The sequence below is a fragment of the Crossiella sp. CA-258035 genome, assembly GCF_030064675.1.
Classification (GTDB): Bacteria; Actinomycetota; Actinomycetes; order Mycobacteriales; family Pseudonocardiaceae; genus Crossiella.
Genome location: NZ_CP116413.1, coordinates 1783245 through 1808181, shown reverse-complemented (window position 1 = coordinate 1808181; position 24937 = coordinate 1783245). Strand labels below are relative to the sequence as shown.

The 24937-nt window shown below is 73.1% G+C and carries 23 protein-coding genes, 1 other RNA gene and 1 pseudogene; 7 read left to right on the top strand and 18 right to left on the bottom strand.

What is annotated here, in order from left to right; genetic code table 11:
• Positions 1-6 precede the first annotated feature (6 nt).
• Together N8J89_RS08875 and panB are read left to right on the top strand one after the other, a co-directional pair.
• A complete protein-coding gene (locus N8J89_RS08875) occupies positions 7-879 on the top strand; it encodes an alpha/beta fold hydrolase (protein ID WP_283663858.1) in 873 nt (290 codons plus the stop codon).
• A gap of 126 nt (positions 880-1005) precedes the next feature.
• Positions 1006-1875, top strand: a complete 870-nt coding sequence (gene panB / locus N8J89_RS08870; protein ID WP_252486784.1) for a 3-methyl-2-oxobutanoate hydroxymethyltransferase — start codon at positions 1006-1008, stop codon at positions 1873-1875.
• A 258-nt stretch (positions 1876-2133) separates the two neighbouring features.
• Here panB and N8J89_RS08865 read toward each other — a convergent pair whose 3' ends face one another.
• Entirely contained in the window at positions 2134-3120 is a 987-nt protein-coding gene (locus N8J89_RS08865; protein WP_283663857.1) for a glutathione S-transferase family protein, read from the bottom strand.
• A gap of 46 nt (positions 3121-3166) precedes the next feature.
• Here N8J89_RS08865 and pip point away from each other — a divergent pair, with 46 nt between their 5' ends.
• The gene (gene pip, locus N8J89_RS08860) at positions 3167-4123 is read left to right on the top strand and encodes a prolyl aminopeptidase (protein ID WP_349497455.1); all 957 of its coding nucleotides are present in this window, start codon (positions 3167-3169) and stop codon (positions 4121-4123) included.
• On the opposite strand, the gene N8J89_RS08855 is transcribed toward pip, so the two are convergent.
• The 16 genes and pseudogenes from N8J89_RS08855 to cobC all read right to left on the bottom strand — a co-directional run bounded on the left by N8J89_RS08855 (position 4113) and on the right by cobC (position 21002).
• Complete coding sequence (locus N8J89_RS08855) at positions 4113-4859, bottom strand: helical backbone metal receptor (RefSeq protein WP_283663856.1); 747 nt, start codon at positions 4857-4859, stop codon at positions 4113-4115. The genes pip and N8J89_RS08855 overlap by 11 nt on opposite strands.
• A complete protein-coding gene (gene npdG, locus N8J89_RS08850; protein ID WP_283663855.1) occupies positions 4860-5531 on the bottom strand; it encodes an NADPH-dependent F420 reductase in 672 nt (223 codons plus the stop codon).
• A 62-nt stretch (positions 5532-5593) separates the two neighbouring features.
• Positions 5594-7017, bottom strand: a pseudogene (locus tag N8J89_RS08845) (RNB domain-containing ribonuclease).
• An 11-nt stretch (positions 7018-7028) separates the two neighbouring features.
• The gene (locus N8J89_RS08840) at positions 7029-7220 is read right to left on the bottom strand and encodes a hypothetical protein (protein ID WP_283663854.1); all 192 of its coding nucleotides are present in this window, start codon (positions 7218-7220) and stop codon (positions 7029-7031) included.
• 60 nt (positions 7221-7280) lie between these two features.
• Positions 7281-8105 carry a hypothetical protein gene (locus N8J89_RS08835; protein WP_283663853.1) on the bottom strand — a complete coding sequence of 275 codons (825 nt, stop codon included), beginning with the start codon at positions 8103-8105 and terminating at the stop codon, positions 7281-7283.
• A gap of 23 nt (positions 8106-8128) precedes the next feature.
• Positions 8129-9124, bottom strand: a complete 996-nt coding sequence (locus N8J89_RS08830; protein ID WP_283663852.1) for a C40 family peptidase — start codon at positions 9122-9124, stop codon at positions 8129-8131.
• A gap of 1 nt (position 9125) precedes the next feature.
• A complete protein-coding gene (locus tag N8J89_RS08825; protein ID WP_283663851.1) occupies positions 9126-9731 on the bottom strand; it encodes a hypothetical protein in 606 nt (201 codons plus the stop codon).
• Positions 9732-9745: 14 nt separating this feature from the next.
• Positions 9746-11695 (bottom strand): hypothetical protein, encoded by a 1950-nt coding sequence (locus N8J89_RS08820; RefSeq protein WP_283663850.1) that lies wholly within the window; start codon positions 11693-11695, stop codon positions 9746-9748.
• Entirely contained in the window at positions 11692-14520 is a 2829-nt protein-coding gene (locus tag N8J89_RS08815) for an ATP-binding protein (RefSeq protein ID WP_502868480.1), read from the bottom strand. Before N8J89_RS08815 ends, N8J89_RS08820 begins: the two co-directional genes overlap by 4 nt.
• Positions 14521-14566: 46 nt before the next feature.
• The gene (locus N8J89_RS41880; protein ID WP_502868429.1) at positions 14567-15166 is read right to left on the bottom strand and encodes a hypothetical protein; all 600 of its coding nucleotides are present in this window, start codon (positions 15164-15166) and stop codon (positions 14567-14569) included.
• Positions 15167-15172: 6 nt separating this feature from the next.
• On the bottom strand, positions 15173-15442 hold the full coding sequence (locus tag N8J89_RS08805) for a hypothetical protein (RefSeq protein ID WP_185002384.1): 270 nt from the start codon (positions 15440-15442) through the stop codon (positions 15173-15175).
• A gap of 580 nt (positions 15443-16022) precedes the next feature.
• Positions 16023-16423: RNase P RNA component class A (gene rnpB, locus N8J89_RS08800), an RNA gene on the bottom strand.
• A 550-nt stretch (positions 16424-16973) separates the two neighbouring features.
• Positions 16974-18071, bottom strand: a complete 1098-nt coding sequence (locus N8J89_RS08795; protein WP_283666119.1) for a bifunctional RNase H/acid phosphatase — start codon at positions 18069-18071, stop codon at positions 16974-16976.
• Positions 18072-18073: 2 nt separating this feature from the next.
• A complete protein-coding gene (locus N8J89_RS08790; protein ID WP_283663849.1) occupies positions 18074-18805 on the bottom strand; it encodes a zinc ribbon domain-containing protein in 732 nt (243 codons plus the stop codon).
• The gene (locus N8J89_RS08785; protein WP_283663848.1) at positions 18802-19953 is read right to left on the bottom strand and encodes a Nif3-like dinuclear metal center hexameric protein; all 1152 of its coding nucleotides are present in this window, start codon (positions 19951-19953) and stop codon (positions 18802-18804) included. The genes N8J89_RS08790 and N8J89_RS08785 overlap by 4 nt, the downstream gene beginning before the upstream one ends.
• Positions 19950-21002, bottom strand: a complete 1053-nt coding sequence (gene cobC / locus N8J89_RS08780; protein WP_283663847.1) for an Rv2231c family histidinol phosphate aminotransferase CobC — start codon at positions 21000-21002, stop codon at positions 19950-19952. Before cobC ends, N8J89_RS08785 begins: the two co-directional genes overlap by 4 nt.
• A 38-nt stretch (positions 21003-21040) precedes the next feature.
• Here cobC and N8J89_RS08775 point away from each other — a divergent pair, with 38 nt between their 5' ends.
• From N8J89_RS08775 to N8J89_RS08760, 4 genes are read left to right on the top strand one after another with little or no spacing between them, the layout of a single operon-like run.
• Complete coding sequence (locus N8J89_RS08775; protein ID WP_283663846.1) at positions 21041-21874, top strand: PIG-L deacetylase family protein; 834 nt, start codon at positions 21041-21043, stop codon at positions 21872-21874.
• A gap of 14 nt (positions 21875-21888) precedes the next feature.
• Entirely contained in the window at positions 21889-22341 is a 453-nt protein-coding gene (locus N8J89_RS08770; protein ID WP_283663845.1) for a low molecular weight protein-tyrosine-phosphatase, read from the top strand.
• A complete protein-coding gene (locus N8J89_RS08765; protein ID WP_283663844.1) occupies positions 22338-23189 on the top strand; it encodes a fructosamine kinase family protein in 852 nt (283 codons plus the stop codon). The genes N8J89_RS08770 and N8J89_RS08765 overlap by 4 nt, the downstream gene beginning before the upstream one ends.
• A gap of 22 nt (positions 23190-23211) precedes the next feature.
• On the top strand, positions 23212-24027 hold the full coding sequence (locus N8J89_RS08760; RefSeq protein ID WP_283663843.1) for an SURF1 family cytochrome oxidase biogenesis protein: 816 nt from the start codon (positions 23212-23214) through the stop codon (positions 24025-24027).
• Here the strand turns inward: N8J89_RS08760 and N8J89_RS08755 are convergent.
• Complete coding sequence (locus N8J89_RS08755) at positions 23968-24933, bottom strand: cobalamin biosynthesis protein (protein WP_283663842.1); 966 nt, start codon at positions 24931-24933, stop codon at positions 23968-23970. The two genes, N8J89_RS08760 and N8J89_RS08755, sit on opposite strands and share 60 nt — an antisense overlap.
• Positions 24934-24937 lie beyond the last annotated feature (4 nt).

Below are 24937 nucleotides of genomic sequence, written 5' to 3'. Positions count from 1 at the left end.
GGCGAGATGTCGTCACTGATCCCCTCCCCCGCCGGGCTGCTGCGCGTGGAGCTGGACGGGCCTGAGCGCGCACCAGTGGTGGTGCTCTCCGCCGGGCTGGGCGGCGGCTGGTTCGACTGGCCCGCGGTGGTGGACCTGCTGGCCGGGGACCTGCGGGTGGTGCGCTTCGACCGGCCGGGCACCGGCGGCAGCGGTCCCGCGCTGACCCCGCCCGGCCTGGCCCGCGAGGTGGCCGTGCTGGACGCGGTGCTCGACGCGGCGGGCGCGGCGCGGGCGGTGCTGGTCGGGCACTCCATCGCCGGGCTGCACGTGGAGGGCTACGCCCGGCTGCGGCCGGCCCGGGTGGCCGGGGCGGTGCTGCTGGACCCGAGCCCGGAGCCGCCGGGCGTAGGACGGCCCTTCGACGGCGAGGCGGTGCTGGCGCGGGCGCTGCTGGCGCTGGGCCGGGTGCCAGGCCTGCGGCGGCTGGGGCGGGCGCTGGCCGGGTGGTCCGGTCCGGCCGGCCGGCGGTCCGTGCTGCGCAACGCCAGCCGCACCCGGCGCGAGGTGGCCCCGTCGGCGCAGGTGGAGGAGGTGTACCGGCGGCCAGAGGTGCTGGGCGCGATCCTGGACGAGCTGGCCGCCTACCCGGACCTGGTGGCCGAGCTGGAGGCGGTGCGCGCGACGCACCCGCTGCCCGAGCTGCCCTGGCTGGTGCTCACCGCGGCCGACGCGCTGGGTCGTCCGCGCCAAACCAGACGGCTGCTGGCCGCGCACGCCCGGCTGGCCCGGCTGGTCCCCGGCGGCGCGCACGAGCTGGTCGAGCGGTGCGGGCACATGATGCCGCTGGACCGGCCGGACACGGTGGCAGCGGCGGTGCGCCGCGTCAATGGGATGTGAAGCTGCTCCCACCGCCGTGCCGAGGTCCCCGGCACGTGTCACGCTGGCCTGGCACTGCAATTTCCCAGCGAACCCGGGGACCCGCGTGAGGTCGGGCCTCGAGGGGCGAGGAGAGGACGGTCAACGATGACTGCTGTGTCCCACGGCGAAGGCCAGGCCCCCTACGGCACCGGAGCGGCCCCCGCACCGGGCGGTCCCACCAAGCGGGTCCGGGTGCACCACCTGCGTGAGCTGAAGGAGCGCGGCGAGCCCTGGCCCATGCTCACCGCGTACGACACCTTCACCGCCAAGATCTTCGACGAGGCCGGTATCCCGGTGCTGCTGGTCGGCGACTCGGCCGCGAACACCGTCTACGGCTACCAGACCTCGCTGCCGGTCACCGTGGAGGAGATGCTGCCGCTGGTCCGCGCGGTCACCCGCTCGGTGCGCAAGGCGCTGGTGGTCGCCGACCTGCCGTTCGGCTCCTACCAGGTCTCCCCCGAGCAGGCGCTGACCACCGCGGTCCGGTTCATGAAGGACGGCCAGGCGCACGCGGTGAAGCTGGAGGGCGGCCGCCGCTTCGCCCCGCACGTGGAGGCGATCACCGGCGCCGGCGTGCCGGTCATGGGCCACCTGGGCTTCACCCCGCAGAGCGAGCACAACCTGGGCGGCTACCGGGTGCAGGGCCGCGGCGACGCCGGCGAGGAGCTGGTCGCCGACGCGCTGGCGCTGCAGGCGGCCGGGGCGTTCGCGGTGGTGCTGGAGATGGTGCCCGCGGACGTGGCCAAGCGGGTCACCGCCGAGCTGAGCATCCCGACCGTGGGCATCGGCGCGGGCCCGGACTGCGACGCGCAGGTGCTGGTGTGGCAGGACATGGCCGGGATGAACCAGGGCAAGGCGCCGCGGTTCGTGAAGCGGTACGCCGATGTCGGCGGGATCATGGCCGGGGCGGCGAGTGAGTTCGCCGCGGAGGTGCGGGGCCGGCAGTTCCCGGCGCCGGAGCACGTTTTCCACTGAGCTGTCACATTGGCGTGCTCCGCACGCGGGATTTTTTCGCTCCTGAGTCGCACGTTCGTGACCCCGACACACGCGAAGCAAGCTTCGGAGTGTCGGGGTCACGAACGTGCGACGCGAAAAAATCAGACCCGTCGCTGGGTCAAAAGGCCCGGCGTGTCGCTGGCGCGCCACGCCTCCCAACGCGGGAAGTTGTCGCTGGGTCTCTTGTGTGTGTCGCTGGGTCTCTTGTCGTGTGCCGTTTGGTGTGCTTGGTGGTTGTCAGGGGTGGGTGGCGGGTGCGGTGCCGTTGCCGAAGGGCCTGCCGCCCAAGGCTTCCCGGCCGTGCGGCTCGAACCAGTGGGTCAGATCGGGGCCCAGGGGCACGATCCTGGTCGGGTTGATGTTGTCGTGCGTGACGTAGTAGTGGCGCTTGATGTGGTCCCAGTTGACCGTGTCGCCGAAACCCGGTGTGGTGTACAGGTCGCGGGCGTAGGCCCACAGCACCGGTAGCTCGGTGAGCTTGTGCCGGTTGGCCTTGAAGTGGCCGTGGTAGACCGCGTCGAAGCGGACCAGCGTGGTGAACAGCCGGATGTCGGCCTCGGTGATGGTGTCGCCGACCAGGTAGCGGCGGGTGGCCAGGCGGTCGGTGAGCTCGTCCAGGCGAGCGAACAGCGCGGTGAACGCCTCCTCGTAGGCCTCCTGGGTGGTGGCGAAGCCGCAGCGGTACACGCCGTTGTTGACGTCGGTGAAGATGCCCTCGCTGACCTCGTCGATCTCCGCGCGCAGCGCCTCGGGGTACAGGTCCGGCGCGCCCGGGCGGTGCAGCGCGTGCCACTCGGTGTTCAGGTCCAGGGTGATCCGCGGGTAGTCGTTGGTCACCACCTCGCCGGTCTGGATGTCCACAATGGACGGAACCGTGACCCGGCCGTCGAACTCCGGATCGGTGCGGTGGTATGCCTGGGCGAGGAACTCGATGCCCAGCACCGGATCGCGGCCGCCGGGGTCGAGGGTGAAGCGCCAGCCGCGCTCGTCCCGGATCGGGTCGACCACACCGAGGGAGAGCGCGTCCTCCAGGCCGAGCAACCGTCGCACGATCACCGCGCGGTGCGCCCACGGGCAGGCCAGCGAGACGAGGAGGCGGTAGCGGTCCCGTTCGGCCGGGAAGCCGGAGGAGCCGTCGGCGGTGATGCGGTGGGTGAACCGGTTGCGCTGGCGCACCCACTCGCCCTTGGCGGAGGTCTCCTTGCCGAACTGGGCAGCAGCCATACGCTTGAATCTACGGGCTGGCAGACCTTCAGGCGAGGAGAGACGCGTGCGCACGTTGTACCCGGAGATCGAGCCCTACGACCACGGCTGGCTGGAGGTCGGCGACGGCCAGCGGGTCTACTGGGAGACCAGCGGCAACCCCGGTGGCAAGCCGGTGGTGTTCCTGCACGGCGGTCCCGGCGGTGGCACCTCGCCCGCGCACCGCGGGCTGTTCGACCCGGCGGCGTACCGGATCGTGCTCTTCGACCAGCGCGGCTGCGGCCGCAGCACCCCGCACGCCAGCGATCCGGCCACCGACCTGTCGGTGAACACCACCTGGCACCTGGTGGCCGACATGGAGCGGCTGCGCGAGCACCTGGGCATCGACCGGTGGCAGGTCTTCGGCGGGTCCTGGGGCAGCACGCTGTCGCTGGCCTACGCGCAGACGCACCCGGACCGGGTCACCGAACTGGTGCTGCGCGGCATCTTCACCCTGCGCCGCACCGAGCTGGACTTCTTCTACCAGGGCGGCGCCGGGAACATCTTCCCCGAGGAATGGCAAGCGGTGCTGGACGTGCTGACCGAGCCGGAGCGGGCCGATGTGCTGCGCTCCTACCACCAGCGGCTGGCCGACCCCGACCCCGCGGTGTGGCAGCCCGCCGCGATCGCCTGGAGCGTCTGGGAGGGCTCGACCACCCGGCTGTACCCGGACGCCGAGCACATCGCGCACTACGCCGACCCCGCCTTCGCCGCGGCCTTCGCCCGGATCGAGACGCACTACTTCGTCAACGGCGGGTTCTACGAAGACGGCCAGCTGATCAGGGACGCGGGCAAGCTGGCCGGCATCCCGACCGTGCTGGTGCAGGGCCGCTACGACGTGGTGACCCCCGCGGTGACCGCCTGGGAGCTGCACCGTGCGCTGCCCGGCTCGGAGCTGATCATCGTGCCGGACGCCGGACACACGTTCAACGAGCCCGGCATCCTGCACCACCTGATCGAGACCACCGACCGGTTCAGGAGCTGAAAGCCGCCGCCAGCTCGGTCCTGGCCCGCACCAGCGAGGGTCCGTGCCAGGTGAGCAGGCGGCCTGACAGCAGCACGCACCGACGGCCCGGGAACGCTTCCGGGCCGTCGGTGGCGGTGAACTCGTACGGCTCGTCCGGCAGCACCACCAGCTCGGCGCCGCAGGCCAGCAGCTCGGCCAGCGGCGGGCGCGGGTAGCGCTCGGGGTGACCGGCGTAGACGTTGGCGAAACCCAAGCGGCGCAACACATCCCCGGCGAAGGTGTCCCGGCCGAGCACCACCCACGGCCGCCGCCACACCGGCACCAGCACGGTGGCCGTGGGCTCCGGGACCTCCTGCCAGAGCTCGCGGGCCTCGGCCAGCCAGCCCGGCTCGGCGGCCCAGACCTCGCGGAAGAGCCGCGCCAGGGAGTCCAGCGCCGCCGGCACCGTGGCCGGGGCGGCGGTCACCCACACCGGGACGCCCGCGGCGCGCAGCTGGGCCACGTCCTCCTGGCGGTTCTCCTCGGCGTTGGCCAGCACCAGATCCGGCCGCACGGCAAGGACATCGGCCACCCTGGGGTACTTGGAGCCGCCGATCCTGGGCAGCTCCAGCGGCGGGTGCGTGCAGTAGTCGGTGATCCCGGCGAGCACGCCCGGCACGGTCTCCGCGACCGCCTCGGTGAGCGAGGGCACCAGCGAGACGACCCGCCCCGGCTGCCTGCCGAGGCGGACCCGCTCGCCGAGGTCGTCGCGCACTCAGACGCCGGTGACCCGGATGCCCGCGTGCGTCTTGTACCGGCGGTTGACCGCGATCAGGTTGGCGGTCAGCGCCTCCACCTGGTGCGCGTTGCGCAGCCTGCCGCCGAAGACCCCGCGCATGCCGGGCACGGTGTCGGCCAGCGCGCGCACGGTGTCAGTGGCCTCGCGGTCATCGCCCAGCACCAGCACGTCGATGTCCACAGTGGACACCTCGGGGTCGGCCAGCAGCACCGCGGAGACGTGGTGGAAGGCGGCGGTGACCCTGGAGTCCGGCAGCAGCCCCGCCGCCTGCTGGGCCGCGCTGCCCTCGGCCACCGGCAGCGCGAACGGGCCCTGCTTGTCGAAGCCGAGCGGGTTCACGCAGTCGATGACGATCTTCCCGGCGAGCTGCTCGCGCAGCGCGGTCAGCGTCGGCTCGTGCGCCTCCCACGGCACCGCGACCAGCACCAGGTCCGCGGCGGTGGCGCAGGCCGCGTTGTCCGCGCCGGAGACCGCGCCCCCGCTCAGCTCGGCCAGCTCGGCGGCGGCGGACTCGGCGCGGGCGGCGTCACGGGAGCCGATGACGACCTTCAGCCCGGCCTTCGCCCAGCGGTAGGCCAGGCCCTTGCCCTGCGGACCGGTGCCGCCGAGCACCCCGACCGTCAACCCGCGCACGTCCTGCTCGCTCACTTCGCCTCCAACGACTGTGGTGGAACTACTCCGCACCCTACGCAACCGTCCGGTGTGGAGGGTCATTCCGTCTCGAAGGACACCTTGCGCCGCACCGGATCCGCCTCCACCAGCCGCACCCGCACCCGCTCGGCCTCCACCAGGCCCGCGCCCCGGCACTTGGCCAGCACCGGCGGCTCGGTGACGAAGATCTCGCCGCCCTCGGTGTTCGTGCGCAGCACCACCGCGCCGAAGCTCTGCCCCACCGCGTCGGCCAGCAGCCAGGACTCCACCTGGTCGATGCAGGCCCGGTCGACCTGCGCGGCCAGCCGGTCGGATGCCTCCATCAGCGGGGCAGCTCGGGCAGGGCCGCACGCAGCCAGGCCGGCACCGGATCGCCAGCCACCACGGCCAGGCAGACCTCGGTGGCGAACCGGTCCACCAGCCGCCGCAGCGGCGCGGTGACGTGCGCGTAGGGCGCGCCGATGCCGGCGTGCGTGACCACCTCGGGCGGCGCGCCGTCGAAGGCGGTGTAGCCGGCGCCGCGCAGCAGCCGGGTGGCGTCCGCGGACAGCGCCAGCGAGGTCGGCTCGGCCGGGTCCAGGCTGGCCAGCAGCTCGGCCGCGCCCATCCGCTCCGGCCAGTCCAGGCCGAGCGCGGCGGCGGTGCGGCGCAGCTCGTGCACCGCGCCCTCGTTGGCATCGGGCAGCGTGCGCAGGATGCCGATCCCGGCGTCGAGCATGATCCGGGCCGCGCACATCCCGGTGAGCAGCGAGATCTCCGCGTTCCAGCCATCGACCTCGGTCCGCGGCCGCACCACCAGCCGCCAGCCACCCTCGCCCGCGGGCTGGATCTCCTGCTCCGGCAACGCCAGCTCGATCGCGCCGCGCCGCACGGCCAGCCCCCGCCGCAGCCTGCCCAGCTCGGGCAGCGCGGCCACCGAGGGGTGCACGGTGCCGTCGGCGATGGCGGCCTGCACGGTGGCGTAGTCGAACTGCGCGGTCGAGCGGACCACCGCCCGCTCCACGTGCACCCCGGTGGGCTCGCCGTCGTCGTCCAGGTCGATGGTCCACAGCACCGCGTTGCGGGACTGCTCCGGCAGCAGGCTGGCCGCGTCTTCGGAGAGCACCGGCGGGTGCAGCGGCACACTGCCGTCCGGCAGGTAGAGCGTCTGCCCGCGCTTGCGCACCTCGGCGTCCAGCGCGCCACCCGGCGGCACCACCGCGCCCAGGTCCGCGATCGCGTAGTGCACCCGGAACCCGGCGGGCAGCCGCTGCACGAACACGGCCTGGTCCAGGTCCTTGGCCCCAGGCGGGTCGATGGTCACCAGCGGCAGGTCGGTGGCATCCCGCCTGGCCAGCCGGTGCACGGTCTCACTGGAGGTCTGCTCCGCCTCGGCCAGCGCCGCGGTCGGGAACTCCCCCGGCAGGCCGAACTCCACCCGGATCGCGGCGAAGTCCGCCGCGGCCCTGGTCCCGCCCTCCGGCGTTCGACCCACGCCGGCCAGCCTATGCGCCGTCAGTCATCGTCGTCGTCCCACTTACGCCGCTGCGCGTCCGCGGCCTCGTTGCGTTCCTTCGAGATGTCCAGCGCACGCTCGGCCGTGGCCTGGTCCGGATAGGGCCCCATGCGCTCCGCGGCCTTGCAGCCGAGCCCGTGCTCGACCTCATGGTGCCGCAGGCAGAAGTACCAACCGTTGAGATCCACCACACACTGACCCTTTCATGCGAGGCAGCGCATGTCACTCCGACGCCACGGTGGCAGTGCGGGTCACCAGGACGGGTTGGGCCGGTTTCCGCTGCCGGTCGGCCCGAACGGCTGGTCGTAGCCGGTGTCCTCGGGCTCCTCCGGCGGCGGCCCGAAGGTCCGCTGACCGGGCACGTTGGCCGGTGGCGCGGGAGGAGGGGCGGGCGGCGTGCCCAGCCCCGGTCCGCTGGCATAACCGGGCGGAGGCGCGCCGAACCCCGGCACCGGCGTGCCCGCGGGCGTCTGCTGCGGACCGGCCGGGATGCCCGTGCCTGCCGCGAACGGCGAGGGCGCGGGGGGCGGCGGGAACTCGAAGATCGGCGGCTCGCCACGGGGCGGCGTCGGTGGCGGGGCGGGCGGGGGCGTCGGCGGGACCGCGGGTTCGTTGGCGGGCAGGGGCGGCACCTGGCGGGGGGCGACCGCGGGCTGCACAAAACCCGACTGCTGGTTCGGGATCGGGTCGAGGCAGGAGACCAGGACCCGCTTGTCCTCCGGGTTGGCGATGCGGGCGCCGTTGCGTTCCCGGTAGACCAGCTCGCCGTCGCCGTCGATCTCCACGAGGCAGCCGACCTCGGCCAGCTGGTCCTCGTCCAGGTCGACCAGGAACTCGTACCGGGAGGGCACCACCCGGTACACCGGCCACGGCAGGTGGCCGTAGGCCTGGTGGAACTCCGCGAGCAGGTGCACCATCTGCTGCTGCCAGGGCAGCGGCATGGACTCGGCCAGTGACCGGGGCAGCACCGCGTACCCGCCGTCCACGCCGTGCCGGGCACCGGTGAGGTAGTCCGCCAGCGGGCTGCTGGAGGCCGGTGGCCGTCCAGGGCGCGGGATCGGGTCGTTGCTGAACATGCGCTGCCTCCCTTGGGGTCGCCTCAGGCCGACTTGTTCGACTTCGGGCGGACCGCCATGGACATCAGCTCGCCCTCGGTCCACTTCAGGTTGCGGATGTGCACCGGCACCCCGGTCTGCTGCGCCTCGAGGATCTTGTTGTCGCCCAGGTACATCGCGACGTGGTGGATGGTCTTCGGATCGGCGGGGTTGTTCGCCCAGAAGATCATGTCACCGGGCTGGGCCTCGCGCAGCGGGACGTAGGCGCCGGCGAACCACTGCTCGCGGGAGGTGCGCGGCAGGTTCAGTCCGGCCAGCCGGTAGGACCACTGCATCAGCCCCGAGCAGTCGAAGGTGTCCGGGCCCTCCGCGCCCCACACGTACGGCTTGCCCAGCTCCTTCATCGCGAACTGGATCGCGGTGGCCGCGACCTCGCTCGGCTGCGGGAGCTGCTTGCAGCTGACGAAGGAGGTCTCGTCGGTGATCTGGTTGATCAGGTGGACCGCCATCGACTCCCACCGGTGGTACCGGTCCGGGAAGGCCGAGCGCTCCACCGCCTGGGCCGCGTCGCCGGGACGCCTGCTCTCCCAGTTCGGCACCTTCAGCAGCACGTCGTAGAACTTGTGGATCTGGTACGGGATGTCCTGCAGCTCCTGCGGCGAGCCCCAGCCCATGGACGTGCGCATCTGGAAGATGCCGACCGAGTCCCGGTCGCCGTAGCTGAGGTTGCGCAGCCCGGACTCGGTGCGCCCGGCCTGGATGGCCACCTGCCAGGCCCTCGGCGGCAGCTTCCGCTCCCGGCCGATGGTGATGATCATCGCGACGATCATCCTGGACTCCTCGCCCAGCTTGGCCGCGTCCTGCGCGCCCAGGTGCGCGCCGCCGATCCCCCAGTCCATGTCCGGCGTGCACAGGCTGTTGGCAATGGCCTTGGGCTGGTAGGTCTCGGTGCCGCCGACCACCGTGCGGATCACCCCGGTGGTGGTGACCGCGACCACCACGGTGGCCGCCAGGGCGACACCGGCGAGGGCGAGCTTCATGTCAGTCCGCCTTGGTGTACGACGCGACCCGCCACCCGGCCCCGGTGGAGATCACGGTGAGCCGCAGCACGAGCGCGTCCGTGGGCAGCTTCACCTCCACCGAACTGGCCGTGGCGCTGATCGAGGACGGCTTCCCGGTGACCTTGCCCGCCGGCACCATCCTCGGGTCCACCGAGGCCAGCTGCCCCAGGTACTCGTCGGTGGTGAACGGCCGCAGCTTGTCCAGCCACTGCTGGCTGGTGATCCCCTCCGGGTGGTCCACCCAGGCCTTGCCCCAGGACTCGGCCACCGCCAGCGCTTCCGGCGCGGGCGCGGCAGGCGGCGGGGCGGCCTGCGGGTAGGAGGTCACCGGCGCGTGCGTGCTGGTGCTCGGCGCGGCGAAGGCCCTGGTGCCGCTGGTGGGCGCGCCGCTGGTCTGCTGGCTGGTGCCGCCGGTCTGCGGCAGCGGGTCAGGGCGCGGCTCGGTCTCCGGCAACAGGATGCCCACCCCGATGATCACCACCGCGAGCAGGACCAGCGTGGTCACGAAGTGCCGGGGCGAGCGCAGCGGCCAGCCCCACAGCCTGCGGTAGACCGCGGCCCGGCCGCGGTTGGTCCGAATCGGCATGTCTCCCCCTCCCGCTACCCGCGCACCGCGTCGCCGTCACGGAGCTCAACCCCGCGCGACGGCCGGTACACCGCCCACACCGGTCGTCCGGCGACGACCTCCATGTCCGCCCGCCGGGGTCCCGGCAGGTTGTTCGCGTTGCCGTCCAGTCGGGACGGCACCACCACGGCGTCCTCGTCGTTGCGGTCCCAGCTGCGGTCGAACACCGAGGCGGTGTCCACCGTCCGGCTGCCCCGGCCCGACGGCAGCGCCGCGGTGGCCCGGTTCGCGCCCAGCGCGCCGCCACCGGACTCGTGCAGCCGATCGCTGACCGTCCCGGTGAGCGCGCCCGCCGTGGGCAGCGCGCCGCCGGAGGCATCGCCCCGGAACCCGCCGGGCCCCGCCGCCTCGTAGGAGGCCTCTGGCCGGTCCCGCCGCCGGGCCCGCCTCGGCTCGGTGACCCCGTCCGGATCCACGTCCCGCACCTGCTCCCAGAACTCGTCCTGCGGCGTCCGCTCCTGCCCGCCGCGGCCACGCAGCCGCGACCACAGGCCGGTGCGCGGCGCGGGCATCGCGTTGCCGACCGCGCCGACGGAGAGCTCCACCATCTGCCAGATCCGCCGCACCGGCTTGCCCACCAAGAAGAACACCAAGGTGACCAGTCCGGCCAGAGCCATCTGGGCGAGCAGTCCCAGTCCCCTGGTCGGGGCGAAGATCCAGGTCAGCAGGAGGGTGTGCAGCCCGGCCAGCGCGGCGATGACCACCACGTTGAGCAGGGCCGCGCCGATCGCGCGGCCGACACCGCGCAGGATCGCGTGGTAGAGCATGGCGATCAGGCCGATGATCGGCCCGGCCAGGATGACCACCCGCAGCAGCACCTGGGCGAGCAGGATCGCGGCCTTGGCCAGCAACTGGAACAGCGAGTAGACCACCGACTGGAACAGCCCGAGCGCGCCCGCGCCCATCCGGCTGCCGTCGATGCCCTGGATGTGCCCCTTTGCCCCGACCTCGTCGGCGCGGGTGACCACGCCCTCGAACGCGGCCTTCTTCGCGGTGATCGGCTCCTTGCCCTGGTCCTTGCCCTCGGCCACCTCCTGCTTGCTGAAGGCCTGGGCGCGCAGCAGGTCCCGGCCGAGGTCCTTGGCCGGGGCGCTGTCCGGGGAGCCGAACTCCCCGCGCAGCCAGTTGCGGTAGATCACCTGGTCGTGCAGCACGGTGGGCAGCGAGTTCCGCTCGTCCACGCCGACCTCGCGCAGGAACCCGGCCTGGATCTGCGAGGTGCCCTTGATCAGCACGTCGTCCAGCAGGCGGGTGTAGAGCAGCGGGGTCAGGTAGGTGGCCGCGGCCAGCCAGATCGCGGCCAGCGCCCACATCGAGCGCTTGCCGATGCTGGCCAGGTCGCCCTGCCAGATGTGGCGGAACAGGAAGATCGCCAAGATCAGCGCGGCCAGCCCGAACCAGGGCGCGTAGACCGTGTCGTACAACGCGATGGTGCCGGTGGAGACCAGGTCGTCCAGCGGCTTCATCAGCTCGCCGCCGAGCAGCGCGTAGTGCAGGCCGTTGGTGGCGCCGACGATGACCTTGGCCATGTTGAAGGTCTGGTTGCCCGCCCAGGTGTCGATCACCGCGTTCGGGTTGCGCAGACCCTCCGGACCGCAGCCCAGGTCGTAGGTGTGCCAGACCAGGCCCGCGTAGCCGACCTCGTCGTAGGCGCTGCCCGGCACACCGGTGCCCAGCGGCGCCGCGTCGAAGGCGCCCACCATGCCCGAGCCGGGGCGGTCCGGGTTCGGCGCCTCCTTGCAGATGCTCTGCGCGTGCGCCGTGCCGCCCAGCATGATCTGCAGGCCGAGCAGGCCGATGACCGCGGTCAGGGCCAGGCGGCGCCTGCCCCGGCCGGGGGCCGGGAGCGGTCGGGGGTTGCGTTTAGCCCGCCGCCGCGCCGCGATCAGCAGCACGGCGGCGACCACCGCCAGCAACATGATCATCGTGCGCTGCCCCGGCCGACGTGGTGCCTGTCCCCGTGCCCTTCGTTGTCCGGTGCGGTCGAAGGGGTGTACGGGTCCTCTAGGTCGTCCTCCGCCAGGCCGAGCTCGGCGGCGAACTCCGCCTCCAGCTCCTCCTCGGGGGGCAGGTCGGGCAGCACGCCGTCGACCCGGCCCGAGGGCAGGGCGGGCGCGCCGGTGGGGCTGTGCCGCATGGCGTCGGGGGTGGTGTCCATGACGCCGCGCAGGTGGTTCAGGTGCGGGCCGCCGAAGTCGATCCGGATGCGCTCCACGCCGCCCGCGCCGTCGCCGAAGATGAACTGACGGGGCGAGCGGTCGCGTTCGGTGTTGGCGGTGCGCACCCCGCCGGGGCGGCGGCCGAGGCTGGCCACGACCTGCTCGTAGCCCGCGCCGACCGGGACCTTGAGCAGGCGCAGCGCGTCGGCCTGGGCGTGCTCGTCGTCGAGGCGGCCGACGAAGACCGAGTCGAGCAGCGAGACGAAGCCCTGGATCTTGAGGAAGTCGGCCGGGATCTGGCTGGAGAGCAGCACCCGGACGTTCCACTTGCGGGAGTCACGGGCGAAGCGGTTCATCAGCACCCGGCCGGTGGGCACCTCGGAGAGGAAGAACGCCTCGTCGATCCAGACGCCCTTGCGCATGTCCTTGGGCCGCTCGTAGATCGAGCGCTGGGTGAGCCAGGCGGCCAGGTTGAGCATCTCGACGCCGAGGGCCTCCGCGTCGGTCCAGTGCTCGCGGCCGACCCCGTCCTTGGGCAGGGTCAGCCCGGCCATGGTGAGCACGGTGAGCCGGTCGTCGCGGGTCTCGGCGTACGGGTCGGCGTCCCGCTCCGGGATGAGCAGCGACATCCGCTCGCGCATCTCGTCCAGGAAGTCGGCCACCACCACCGCGTGCTCGTGGTGCTCGCCGGCGTCGCGGCGCAGCGCGTCGAAGACCAGGCCGGGGTGCGCGGTGGCCCGGCCGCCGACCGCGCGGACCGCGCGCAGCAGCACGATCCTGGTCTGCGGCATCCGGGCCACCTCGTACGGCAGCAGGCCGTTGAGCACGTCCAGCACCAGCCGCCGCCGGGTCGCGGCGGCCAGCGCCCGCTCCCGCCGCCAGGCGCGTTCCGGGTCGTCCTCGTCGGTGAAGTGCTCCAGCATCGGCTCGGCGACCACCCGGTACGGGTTGAGGATGCCGGGCTGGGCGTTGAGCAGGTTGATCGGCCGGGCGTAGGGCCGCAGCTCCGGCAGGTCGCACAGCTTCGCCAGCGGGCCGGAGGGGTCCAGGATGGTCCAGTAGGCCCCGGCGCGCAGGGTCTTGTAGACCACGCCGCCGCCGAGGAAGGACTTGCCGCCACCCAGCCCGGCCACCATCGCGGTCAGGCCGGAGGACTCGCGGACCTCCTGCGCCATCCACGGGTCCCAGGCCACCGGGCGCCGGGTCGCGGTGCAGGTCTCGCCGAGCAGGATGCCGCGCCGGTCGCCGACCTCGGCGGTGGCGGTGGGCACCGAGGAGGCGGCCCAGGACACCGAGCCGCGGCGCAGGTAGGCCGCGGAGGCCAGCGGCTCGCCGGGGATGAACTCCCTGGCCATCGCGAACTGGGCTTCCGGGTGCTCGATGGCGATCTTCGGCTTGTACAGGTCCACCAGCTGCTGGGCCAGCCGCAGCGCCTCGCGCTCGGTGGCGCCGGAAACCGACAGCCGCCACCAGGAGCGGACCCTGGTGGCCAGCGAGGTGAACCCGGTGGTCATCTCGTCGTCGATCTCCAGCACCCGCGCGGCCTGGCGGGCCAGCGACTGCGGCGGTTCCAGGTCGTGCTCGTCGGTGTAGTGCCGGACCTGGGAGCGCACCTTGTTCATCTGCCGCTGCAGCTCACCCGTGACGTCCTCGGGTTTGCGCACGTAGATGCGGGCAGACCACTCCACCGGCGCGGGCAGCCGGTCCGAGCGCTGCAACCACGGGTCGTCGATCTCCGGGATCTGCAGGCCGTGCATCAGGCCGACGGTGAGCACCACGACGTGCCGCTTCACCCCGGCGTTGGAGCCGGTGCGGCCGCGCACGGTGACGCTGGGCGAGTACGGCTCCTGGTGGAAGTCCGCGGCGTCGGTGAAGGAGGCCAGGTCCTCCGGCTCCCAGGCCGCGCCGGGCACCGCGGGCAGGTTGCGCGGCGCGGGCAGGCCGAGTGAGCAGGAGCGGTGCATCAGCCAGGACATCTCCTCGGCGGTGACCGGCCTGCCGTCCAGGCCGGAGGAGCCGAGGATCTGGTCCAGGTGCTCCACCTCGCTGTCCAGCGCGACCAGCTCGGCGTCCACCGCCTCCGGGAAGATCTTGCGCAGCACCGGCGCGGCCCGTTCCACCGCGCGGTCCATCACGTTGCGGGTCTGCACCTGGACGCCGAGGTAGACCTCCTTCTCGGCCATCGAGCGCCCCATCAGCTGCTGCTGCTCGCCGACCATGTAGTCGTCGAAGGAGAGCGTGCCGGGGGTGTCGGGCAGGCGGCCGACCGCGTTGTGCACGTGCGCCTCGGCCCACATCCGGATCGGATAGGGGCGGGTGGTCACCCGCAGGTGCAGCCAGCGGCCCTGCAGCTCGGCGTACTGGCCTGCGATGGCGTGGATGAGGTCCTGGCGCTGGGAGTCCGAGCGGAAGGACCAGCGCTGCGGGGCCAGCCGGTACCAGGCGTAGACGTCCTGGCCGGTGCGCACCAGGTGGCCGTCGATGCTGCGCGCGGAGATCGACGGGGTGTAGGTGGGGATGGCCGACTCGCCGGGCAGGCGCCTGCCCCGCTTGCTGTACACCCGCTGGTCGTTCACCTGCCCCGGCGGCAGCTGCCGCGCGTGGCGGCCGTTCTGCTCGGCGGCGCGACGGTCACGGTCACGGTTTCGACGGCGACGGAACACCGCGAACCTCCTTGGTGCGGGCACGGCGCGAACGTCCACGCCGTGACGGGGAAGAGGGTGACGGCGCGTCCGTGCCGTGACCGGATGGCACTGAGGCTGCTGAACCAGCGGCCCTCGCCGCTGTATCAGAGATCACAGAGCCATCGGAGATCACAGAGCCGGACTGGCTCTTCCCCCGTTGCTTCTTCTGCTCGGTCTTCTTGGGCTTGGGCCGGGGCCGGGCGGCGCTGACCCGGATCCTGGCCGCGGTGGCGGCCCCGCCGTTGCCCGAGGTGGTCTGGCGGGGCGCGGTGAGCTCACGCAGCCACATCACGCTGACCGCGCCCAGCGGCCGCTCCTGGTTGATCCGGGAGCAGATGACGCGGGTGATCACCACCGTGATGATGATCGCCCACGCGGTGGAGAAGAAGCTGAAGCCGAAGCCCATCCGGCGTTCGACCGCGAGGACCAGCAGGAACACGACGAGACCGACTCCCCAGGCCACGTAGCGGGCCCGCCAGGGGAAAGTGGCCTTGGGCGGGCCGAGCCACACGGCGTCGACCCGGTACACCTCGTCGTCAGTTCGAATCCGCAAGCTCGATCACCCGGTGAACAGACTGGCGATCCACTTGCCGATGTTCACACCGGCGCCGCTGACCGCGAGGCCGATGATGGCGAGCGCGACGATGACACCGCCGACCCGGCGCATCACGCCCGCGTTGTCACCCTTGCTGCCGCCGAGCCAGAGCAGGAGCAGCGCCACCAGCAGGAGCAGCAGTGGGACGATGTTCTCCAGGATCCAGCGGGTGATACCCCCGGTTTGCAGTTGGTTGCCCTGGGCCAACGTATCCAGGAGGGTCATGGTCGTCATCGTGGGTACTCCAGTGTGCTGGGGCGTGCTCAGGGCATCCGGACGTAGACGCCTGGCCTGCCCAGCGGACGGCGGTGGACGTTACGAGTAGAGCATGAGTGGCTGACAAGGTGTAGTGGACGAAGTCCCGTGAGTGGACCCGTGAGTTGCTCTCCCGGAACAGGCGCTACCTCCGAACTGACCACTCCATGATGGCTGTGCGCCACTCAGTGGTAAGCACACGACGCGGTCTTCTTGCACCAGCAAGCAGAGTTCACCCACTTGCCCAGAGAGCCGTCACAGATTGTGTTCGAGGCAACCGAACAATCGGTTGCCGATGCACATCTTCGGGCTAACGCGGGCCACATCAGGGGATTGTCGACATGGTCGAACCTGTACCCGCAAGCCAGTCCTCGCCGGTTCGTCGGCACAAGTGCCGTTGATCTGAGGCAGTCCGGGTGAGCGCGATGACCCCTCCCGGTGACCACGATGTTACCGGGCGAGCACGGCGGGACCGAGCCCGGGGTGGCCTACACCACGCCGGTCCGCCCGAACGGACGAAGCCGTCCGGGCGAGCCCCTGGCGCCCGGTGCGAACCGGGCGGATGAGCCGGCCTGTAAGCCGGATCCTGTCCCCGCCGGACCTCGCGGTCGGCGGGTGGCGGCCATCCATCTCGGCCTGCCGTCGCCGGCAGGCTCCAGCGGCCTACCCGCAGGCTCGGGCGGGCCGCCCTCGAACGCCTGCGCAGACGCCTCGCGGCGCCCTCTTGGCCTTGCTCCGGGTGGGGTTTACCTAGCCATCCCGGTCACCCGGGATGCTGGTGGTCTCTTACACCACCCTTTCACCCTTACCCGGGTCGTTCGCACGATCCGGGCGGTCTGCTCTCTGTGGCACTGTCCCGCGGGTCGCCCCGGGTTGCCGTTAACAACCACCCTGCCCTGCGGAGTCCGGACTTTCCTCGGCGGGGGATCTCGCCCCCGACGCGGCCGCCCGGCCGACTCATCCGCTTGCCGCAGTGTACGACCCCTGGTGAACGGGCTCACGCCTGGGGCGGGTGAAACACGGATGCGCAATCAACGTGAAGGCTGGTCACAATTGGCGACCAACCCATTACGCGGAACGGACCAAGGGCGTTAAGTCACCGAGCGCGATAGGTTGAGCGTGTCGCGTGACGACGCGCGGCGGATGCGGAGTTTACGCAGGTCAGCCCGGATTGGTTGGACCACTTAGCGCAGCCCGGGAATTCATTCGGTGCAGCCGAACGAGTGAATGAATGTCATCCTGATTTTTCGTGCTTGCGGCTGCCTGCCCGGCTCATTACCGTCATTGCCACGGCCGCAGAAAATAACCCCGGCGATGCAAAGGCCGCCTCCCGTCCTTCGTTGTGAGCTGCCCCCCAGTGCACGGTGAACGGGAAACGCCGTAGGCCGCCGGTTGTCCGGGTGGGAGCAGGTGTTCCGCGCCGTTGCCTGCTCCCGCCCGGTGCGGTTGTTCTACGAACCCGGTTCGTTTCGAGAACTTCTGTCCGGTTTCAGACGCCGGTGTCTCGTGACTAGTCCAGATGCGCGGTGTCGTTCACCAGGCGCACCGAGGCGTTGCCGTCCGGGTAGAACTCGGCCACCGAGATCGAGGCCAGGTCCAGGTGCAGCCGGAAGAGCAGCTGCGGGCCGACGTCCAGGGCCAGCCGGAGCAGTGACTTGATCGGCGTGACGTGGCTGACCAGCACCACGGTCTGCCCGGCCCGGCCGGTGAGCAGCTCGTCCCTGACCCCGGCCACCCTGCGGTGCACCTGGTCGAAGCTCTCCCCGCCCGGCGCGGGCACGCTCGGATCGGCCAGCCAGCGGGAGTGCAGCCCGGGGTCGCGCTCGGCGGCCTCGGCGAAGGTCAGGCCCTCCCACGCGCCGAAGTTCGTCTCCACCAGGCCCTGACTGGTCTCCGGGGCGATGCCCAGCGCCTCGCCGACCGCCTCCGCGGTCTGCCTGGTCCGGGTCAGCGGGGATGCGATCACCGCGCTGACCTCGGTGAACGCGCTGAGCCGCTTGGCGGCGGCAGCGGCTTGGCTGCGGCCGAGGTCGGTCAGCGCGGGGTCGCCGTGGCCGGAGTAGCGGCGCTGGGCGGACATCTCGGTCTGGCCGTGCCGGAGCAGGATCAGGCGGGTGGGGACGCCCTTGGCCCCGGTCCAGGAGGTGGGCGCGGCCTGGGTGTCCGAGCGGGCCGGAGTGGCGGGCCGGTCGCCGTCGGGCTGGGTGCCGTCGGCCTGGGCGTCCATGGCCTGGTTGGCCAGGCGGTCGGCGTCGGTGTTGCGCTCGCGCGGGATCCAGGTGTAGCCGACCCGGTCGAACCCGGCGGCCAGCTCGCGGGCCTGGGCGGCCAGCGGTTGCAGCGCGGGGTGCTTGATCTTCCAGCGCCCGGCCAGCTGCTCCACCACCAGCTTGGAGTCCAGCCGGCACTCCACCTCGGTGGCGCCGAGCTCGGCCGCGGCGCGCAGTCCGGCCAGCAGGCCCTGGTACTCGGCCACGTTGTTGGTGGCCGTGCCGATGCCCTGGGCGCGTTCGGCCAGCACCGCGCCGGTGGCGGCGTCCTTGACCACCGCGCCGTAGCCGGCGGGGCCGGGGTTGCCCCTGGACCCGCCGTCGGCCTCGACCACCACTCTCACAGGCCGGACTCCGCGGTGCGCACCAGGATCGCGCCGCACTCCTCGCAGCGGGCGACCTCGTCCGGGGCCGCCTCCTTCAGCTTGCTGATCGCGATCCGGTCCAGCTCCAGCCGGCAGGCGCCGCAGCGGCGGGCCTTGAGCAGCGCGGCGCCGGTGCCGCCCTTGGCCCTGATCCGCTCGTAGAGGGTGACCAGGTCGGTGGGCAGGCCGGCCAGCACGGTCTTGCGGCGGTCGCCGGAGCGGGCCTCGATGGTCTCCAGGTCGGCGAAGGCCTCGTCCCGGCGGCGCTGGGCGTCGGCCAGCTTCTCCTGGGCCAGACCCTCCTGGGCGCGGGCGTGCTGGACGTCCATCTCGACCGCCTCGCGGCGCTCCATCAGCTCCAGCGACTCGTCCTCCAGGATGCCCCGGCGGCGGGCCAGGGTCTCCAGCTCGTGCTGGAGGTCCACCGAGCGCTTGGCGTCGGCGGAGTCCAGCAGCGTGCGGTCCCGGTCCTCGCGGGCGCGGACCTGGTCGATCTCGGTGTCCAGCCGCTTGGCGTCCCGGTCCAGGTCGGCCAGCGTGGTCTCCACCGCCACCACCGCGTCCTTGCGGGTGCGCAGCTCCTGTTCGGCCGTCGTGATCTCGGCCAGCTCCGGCAGGGTGCGCCGCCGGTGGGTGGCGCGGTTCAGCTCGGCGTCGACCTCGGCGAGGTCGAGCAGCCGCTTCTGCACGGCGGGATCGGCTTTCACGCGGTGGTCCTCCCTGTCGCGGACGCGGCAAGCGTCCACGGATCGGTGCGTCGTGTGGAGACGTGGGCCTCGACGGTACCGGGGAATGCCCGGCGGATGACGTCGGCCGCCTGTGCGCACCACGGCCACTCGCTGGCCCAGTGCGCGACATCGACGAGCATGGGGGTGCCGGACTGGGCCAGGTGCTCCCCGGCGGGGTGGTGGCGCAGGTCGGCGGTGACGTAGGCGTCGACCCCCGCCCTGGTCGCGGCGGCGAGCAGCGAGTCGCCCGCGCCGCCGCAGACCGCGACCGTGCGCACCAGGCGTTCCGGCTCGCCCGCGGCGCGCACGCCCCATGCGGTCTCCGGCAGGGCCACCGCCACCCGCTGCACGAACGCGCCGAACGGCTCGGGCTCGGCCAGCTCGCCGATCCGGCCGATGCCGAGGCTGGACGGCTCCTCGGCCAGCTCGTGCAGGTCGTAGGCGGGGCTCTCGTACGGGTGCGCGGCGCGCAGCGCGGCCAGCACGGCCGCGCGCCGCCGCCGGGGCAGCACGGTCTCGATCTTGGTTTCCGGGCCGCGGTGCAGCTCGCCGCGAGCGCCGGCCGCGGGGTCCGCGGTGGCCAGCGGGCGGAACTGGGCGGTGCCCTCGGACAGGAACGCGGCCTCGCGGTAGCCGTCGCCGAGCTGGGCCGCGCCCGCGGCGAACAGCGCGGCCAGCAGCGCCTCGGTGTGCCCGGCCGGGACGACCACGCTCAGCGCGTCCACCGGGTCGGCGGGCTTGGCCTCCAGCGGTCCGGTGACCCGCAGGCCGAGCGCCTCGGCCAGCGCGTCGGAGACCCCGGGGTCGGCGGAGTCGGCGTTGGTGTGCGCGCAGAGCAGCCCGGCGCCGTTGCGGATCAGCTTGTGCACCAGGCGGCCCTTGGCGTCATCGGCCGGGACCCCGTGCACCCCGCGCAGCAGCAGCGGGTGGTGCGCGAGCACCAGCTGCGCGCCGATCTCCACGGCTTCGTCCACAGTGGACTCAACGGGATCGACGCAGACCAGCACCTTGCGCACCGGTTCGGCCGGGTCGCCGCACACCAGGCCGACCGCGTCCCAGGACTCGGCCAGCCGGGGCGGGTAGGCCGCCTCGATCGCCGCGACCACCTCGGCCAGGGTCGGGCTCATCCGCACACCACTTCTTCCTCCAGTGCCTTGAGCAGCACGGCCGCCTGCTCCGGCGGCCGGACCGCGACCCGCAGGTGGTCGGCGTCCAGGCCGGGGAAGGTGTCGGCCCGCCGCACCGCGACGCCCCGCTCCCGCAACCGGATCCGCACCCGTTCCCCGTCCCGCACCCGCAGCAGCAGGAACGGCCCCGCCGCCGGCCCGCACACCTGGATGCCGGGCAGCTCGGCCAGCGCCGCCGCCAGCGCCACCCGGTGCGCGACCCCCTCGTGCGCGGCGATCTCCGCCTCCCGCACGGCTTCCGGGGCGCAGCAGGCCGCCACCGCGGTCAGCACCAGGCTACTCACCGGCCACTGTGGACGAAGCGCGGCCAGCCGCCCGAGCAGCTCCGGCGCGCCGAGGGCGTACCCGGCGCGCAGCCCGGCCAGTCCCCAGGTCTTGGTCAGGCTGCGCAGCACGAGCAGACCTCGGATGTCTTCGCCCGCCACGGACTCCGGTTCGCCGGGCACCGCGTCCGCGAACGCCTCGTCCACCACCAGCACCCGCCCCGGCCGGGCCAGCGCGCGCAGCGTCTCGGCCGGGTGCAGCACCGAGGTGGGGTTGGTCGGGTTGCCCACCACCACCAGGTCGGCCTCCTCCGGCACCAGCTCCGGCCGCAGCGCGTAGCCGTCCTCGGCGCGCAGCTGCACCCTGGTCAGCGGCACCCCGGCGTCCAGCAGCGCCACGTCCGGCTCGGTGAAGGACGGGTGCACCACCGCGGCCAGCCGCGGCGCCAGCCTGGGCAGCAGCGCGAACCCCTCGGCCGCCCCGTTGAGGACCAGCACCTCCTCGGGCGAGCGGCCGTGCCGCCGGGCCGCCGCGGCCCGCGCGGCCAGGTCCTCCTCGGCCCCCGGGTAGCGGCCGAGGCCGTCCAGCGCCGCCGCCAGCCGCTCGCGCAGCCAGGCGGGCGGGCTGGGCAGGCGCACGTTGACCGCGAAGTCGGCCAGGCCGGGCGCGGCCTCGACATCGCCGTGGTGGCGGAGGAGGGCGCGCTCGGCGCTGTGGCTAGTCACAGTGGCAGGCTAAGTCATCGGATCTATAGCGTGACTCCATGACCGACCTCGACGGACTTTCCCGCCGCCGCCTGCTCGGCGTCTCCGCGGCCACCCTCGGCGGACTCGCCGTCGGCGCGGGCACCGCCGCCGCGTCGGCCAGGCCCGCGATCTTCTACGCCCCGCACCAGGACGACGAGTCGATCGCGATGGCCGGGTCGATCCGGGCGCACAAGGAGGCCGGGCGGCCGGTGTACCTGGTGCTGCTCACCAGGGGCGAGAACGGCGGGCTGATCGACATCATCAACGGCGGCTGCAACCTCGGTTCCGCCTGTCCTTCCGGCGATCCCGGCCACCGGATCCAGCTCAGCCTGGACGACGTGGTGGCCGCGCGCACCGCCGAGTTCACCGCGGCGGCCAAGCGGCTCGGCGTGGACAAGGTGATCAACATGCGGCAGCCGGACGGCGCGTGGACCGACTACCCGGCCTTCGTCGACTACGTCCGCAGGACCATCCTGGACTTCGAGTCCCGCTACCCCGGCGCCTCGCACAAGCTGGTCAGCGGCTGGCGGGACTACATCCACGGCGGCGACCCGACCCAGCCGAACAAGACGCACGCGGCCTGCCGGGACGCCGCGGAGAGCCTGCGCGGGCGGATCAGCGACTTCCGCTTCTACTGGGTCTACGGCTACACCTTCCCGCCGCAGGAGCGCACCGCGGACTACGTGCAGCCGCTCACCCCGGGCCAGCTGGCCCGCAAGCGCCAGGCGCTGGCCGAGTACTCGCGCTGGGACCCCGCCCGCGGCCGGTACGCGCTGGGCTACCACAGCGTGCGGTTGATGATCGATCCCGCCGCGGCCGACCCCAACGAGTACGTCGACCTGCCGAAGTAGCGCAGACTGGCCTGGTGCACCTCAGCTTCGTCTGCACCGGCAACATCTGCCGGTCCCCCATCGCCGCCATCGTCGTCCGCGAGCACCTGCGCCGCGCCGGACTCGACGGGCGGGTGACCGTGACCAGTGCGGGCACCGGGTCCTGGCACGTCGGCGAGCAGGCCGACCACCGGGCGCGCGCGGTGCTGGCCCGGCACGGCTACCCGACCGAGCACACCGCCGCGCAGGTCGGCCCCGCGCATTCGGCGGCGGACCTGTTCCTGGCGCTGGACTCCGGGCACCTGCGCGAGCTGCGCCGCCTGGTCACCGGCGAGGTCCGGCTGCTGCGCTCCTTCGACCCGGACGCCGGCGGCGACCTGGACGTGCCCGACCCGTACTACGGCGAGGACGCGGACTTCGAGGAGGTGCTGGCGATGGTGGAGGCGGCCACGCCGGGCCTGCTGGACTGGGTGCGGCAGAAGCTGTGACCGCGCCGATCGGCAGGCTCACCGGCAGCGAACCCGTGCACGTGCGCCCGGCGGGCGGCAGTGCGGCCGAGGTGTTCCGGGCCACCCTGGCCGACGGCCGGGAGGTCATCGCCAAGTCCGCGGCCGAGGGCAGCAGCGTGGCCGAGGCGGCCGGGCTGAGCTGGCTGGCGGCCGCGAACGCGGTGCCGATCCCGGCGGTGCACGGCCACGACGAGCGCTGGCTGGTGCTGGACTGGGTGCCGCCCGGCGAGCCGACGGCCGAGGCGGCCGAGCGGTTCGGGCGGCAGCTGGCCGCGCTGCACGCCAGCGGCGCGAGCGCGTTCGGCTGCCCGCCGCCGGGTGGTCCCACCGAGGCTTGGATCGGGGCCGCGCCGATGCGCAACGAGCCGACGCCGGACTGGCCGGAGTTCTTCGCCAGCTACCGCATCGAGCCCTACCTGCGCGCCGCGAACCTGCCCGACCCCCGGCCGGTGCGGGAGGTCTGCGACCGGATCGCCGAGCTCGCTGGGCCGCCGGAGCCACCGGCCCGGCTGCACGGCGACCTGTGGTCCGGCAACGTGCTCTGGGGCTCCGACGGGGTGCACCTGATCGACCCGGCCGCGCACGGCGGGCACCGGGAGAGCGACCTGGCCATGCTCCGGCTGTTCGGCTGCCCGCACCTGGACCGGATCCTGGGCGCCTACCAGGAGGTCGCGCCGCTGGCCGAGGGCTGGCGGGCGCGGGTGCCGCTGCACCAGCTGTTCCCACTGCTGGTGCACGTGGTGCTCTTCGGCGGCGACTACCCGGCACGCGCGGTCGAGGCGGCCAAGGCAGCGCTGGCCGGCAGGGGGCGGCCAGCGACCGGGTGACCGCGCCGCCTACCGTGGTGGGGTGCGTTGGAAGTTCCTGCTGCGACCGGGCTGGCTGGCCCTGATCGGGTTCGTGCTGCTGTTCTCCGCGGCCTGCCTGTGGATCCTGGCGCCCTGGCAGTTCCGGCAGGACCAGCGCCGGGAGGCGCAGAACGCCGCGATCACCGGCTCGCTGGACTCCCAGGCCGCCGACTACGAGACCGCGCTGCCGCCCGGCGCCAACCCGGCGGACAGGCAGTGGCAGCAGGTCAAGCTCACCGGGCGGTACCTGCCGGAGGCCGAGACGCTGGTCCGGCTGCGCAAGGCCGAGGGCAAGGCCGCCTTCGAGGTGCTCACCCCGCTGCGCCTGAACTCGGGACAGACCGTGGTGGTCAACCGGGGCTACATCAAGGTCGAGCAGGGCACCAAGCCGGTGGCCTACGACCCCGCGCCGGGTGGCGAGGTCACCGTGGTCGGCCGGGTGCGGGCCAGCGAGATCGACTCCAGCCGGCAGGAGGTGCTGGACCAGGACGGCAAGCGGCAGATCTACACCATCGACCCCACCGTGCTGGGCAAGGCCACCGGCCTGGACCTGCGGCCGGGCTACGTGCAGCTCAACGCCGGGCAGCCCGGCGTGCTCGGCCTGCTGCCGCTGCCGGAGCTGGTGTCCGGGCCGTACTTCTCCTACGCCCTGCAGTGGATCGCCTTCGGCATCATGGCCCCGGTCGGGCTGATCTTCCTGCTCTGGCGCGAGGCGCACCCCGAAGAGGACGAGGACGACGAGGACGGGGACGAGCCGTCAACCCCGGCGCCGACGCCCGCGGCGCAGACCGCCGATCGCTACGGCGGCCGCCGCTGAGGCCACCGCGGACAGCCCGCCGACCACCCTGGACAGCTCCACCGCCCTGGTGACGTGCCCGGCGTCCGGGTTGCGCCCGTCGCCGAGCACCGGCCGCTCCTCCGCGCCGTGCCGGTACACCGTGCGCCCGCCCAGCCGGATCTCCAGCGCGCCGGCGAAGGCCGCCTCCACCTGACCGGCGTTCGGGCTCGGGTGCGCCGAGGCGTCCAGCCGCCAGGTCCGCCAGGCGTGCTTGGCCGAACCGCCCACCACCGGCGCGCCCGCCGCGGTCAGCATCGCGGCCAGCCGGGACGGGACCAGGTTGACCACGTCGTCCAGCCGGGCCGCGGCCCAGCCGAAGTTGCGGTAGCGCGGCGAGCGGTGCCCGACCATCGCGTCCAGGGTGTTGACCGCCCGGTAGGCCAGCAGGCCGGGCACCCCGGCCACCGCGCCCCAGAACAGCGGGGCGACCTGCGCGTCCGAGGTGTTCTCCGCGACCGACTCCACGGTGGCCCTGGCCAGGCCCAGCGCGTCCAGCGCCTCCGGGTCGCGGCCGCACAGGTTCGGCAGCCGCTCCCTGGCCTCGGCCAGGTGCCCGCCGTCCAGCGCGCGGCCCATCAGCGTGCCCTCGTTGGCCAGCGAGCAGCCGCCCAGCACCGCCCAGGTGGCCACCGCGGTGGTCGCCGCCTGGGTCACCGGGGACCGCCTGCCCAGCTTCTCCGCGGCCACGCCGAGCAGCACCGCGCCCCCGGTCAGCACCAGCACGTGCGCCACCCCCGGCGCCCGGTGGTCCCGGTAGAGCAGCTTCTCCAGACCCGCGGCCACCGTGCCGAAGGCGGCCACCGGATGCCCGCGCCGCGGGTCCCCGACCACCACGTCGGCGGCCGCGCCCAGTAGCAGGCCGATCGCCCGAGCCGCGCCACTCATCCCC

What these genes read in the sequence shown, in the direction of transcription:
- panB (WP_252486784.1), top strand. Translation starts at nt 1,006, where the DNA reads ATGACTGCTGTGTCCCACGGCGAAGGCCAGGCCCCCTACGGCACCGGA.
- N8J89_RS08830 (WP_283663852.1), bottom strand. Translation starts at nt 9,124, where the DNA reads ATGAAGCTCGCCCTCGCCGGTGTCGCCCTGGCGGCCACCGTGGTGGTC.
- N8J89_RS08835 (WP_283663853.1), bottom strand. Translation starts at nt 8,105, where the DNA reads ATGTTCAGCAACGACCCGATCCCGCGCCCTGGACGGCCACCGGCCTCC.
- N8J89_RS08825 (WP_283663851.1), bottom strand. Translation starts at nt 9,731, where the DNA reads ATGCCGATTCGGACCAACCGCGGCCGGGCCGCGGTCTACCGCAGGCTG.
- N8J89_RS08785 (WP_283663848.1), bottom strand. Translation starts at nt 19,953, where the DNA reads ATGAGCCCGACCCTGGCCGAGGTGGTCGCGGCGATCGAGGCGGCCTAC.
- N8J89_RS08755 (WP_283663842.1), bottom strand. Translation starts at nt 24,933, where the DNA reads ATGAGTGGCGCGGCTCGGGCGATCGGCCTGCTACTGGGCGCGGCCGCC.
- N8J89_RS08775 (WP_283663846.1), top strand. Translation starts at nt 21,041, where the DNA reads ATGACCGACCTCGACGGACTTTCCCGCCGCCGCCTGCTCGGCGTCTCC.
- N8J89_RS08805 (WP_185002384.1), bottom strand. Translation starts at nt 15,442, where the DNA reads ATGACGACCATGACCCTCCTGGATACGTTGGCCCAGGGCAACCAACTG.
- N8J89_RS08865 (WP_283663857.1), bottom strand. Translation starts at nt 3,120, where the DNA reads ATGGCTGCTGCCCAGTTCGGCAAGGAGACCTCCGCCAAGGGCGAGTGG.
- N8J89_RS08875 (WP_283663858.1), top strand. Translation starts at nt 7, where the DNA reads ATGTCGTCACTGATCCCCTCCCCCGCCGGGCTGCTGCGCGTGGAGCTG.
- N8J89_RS08820 (WP_283663850.1), bottom strand. Translation starts at nt 11,695, where the DNA reads ATGATCATGTTGCTGGCGGTGGTCGCCGCCGTGCTGCTGATCGCGGCG.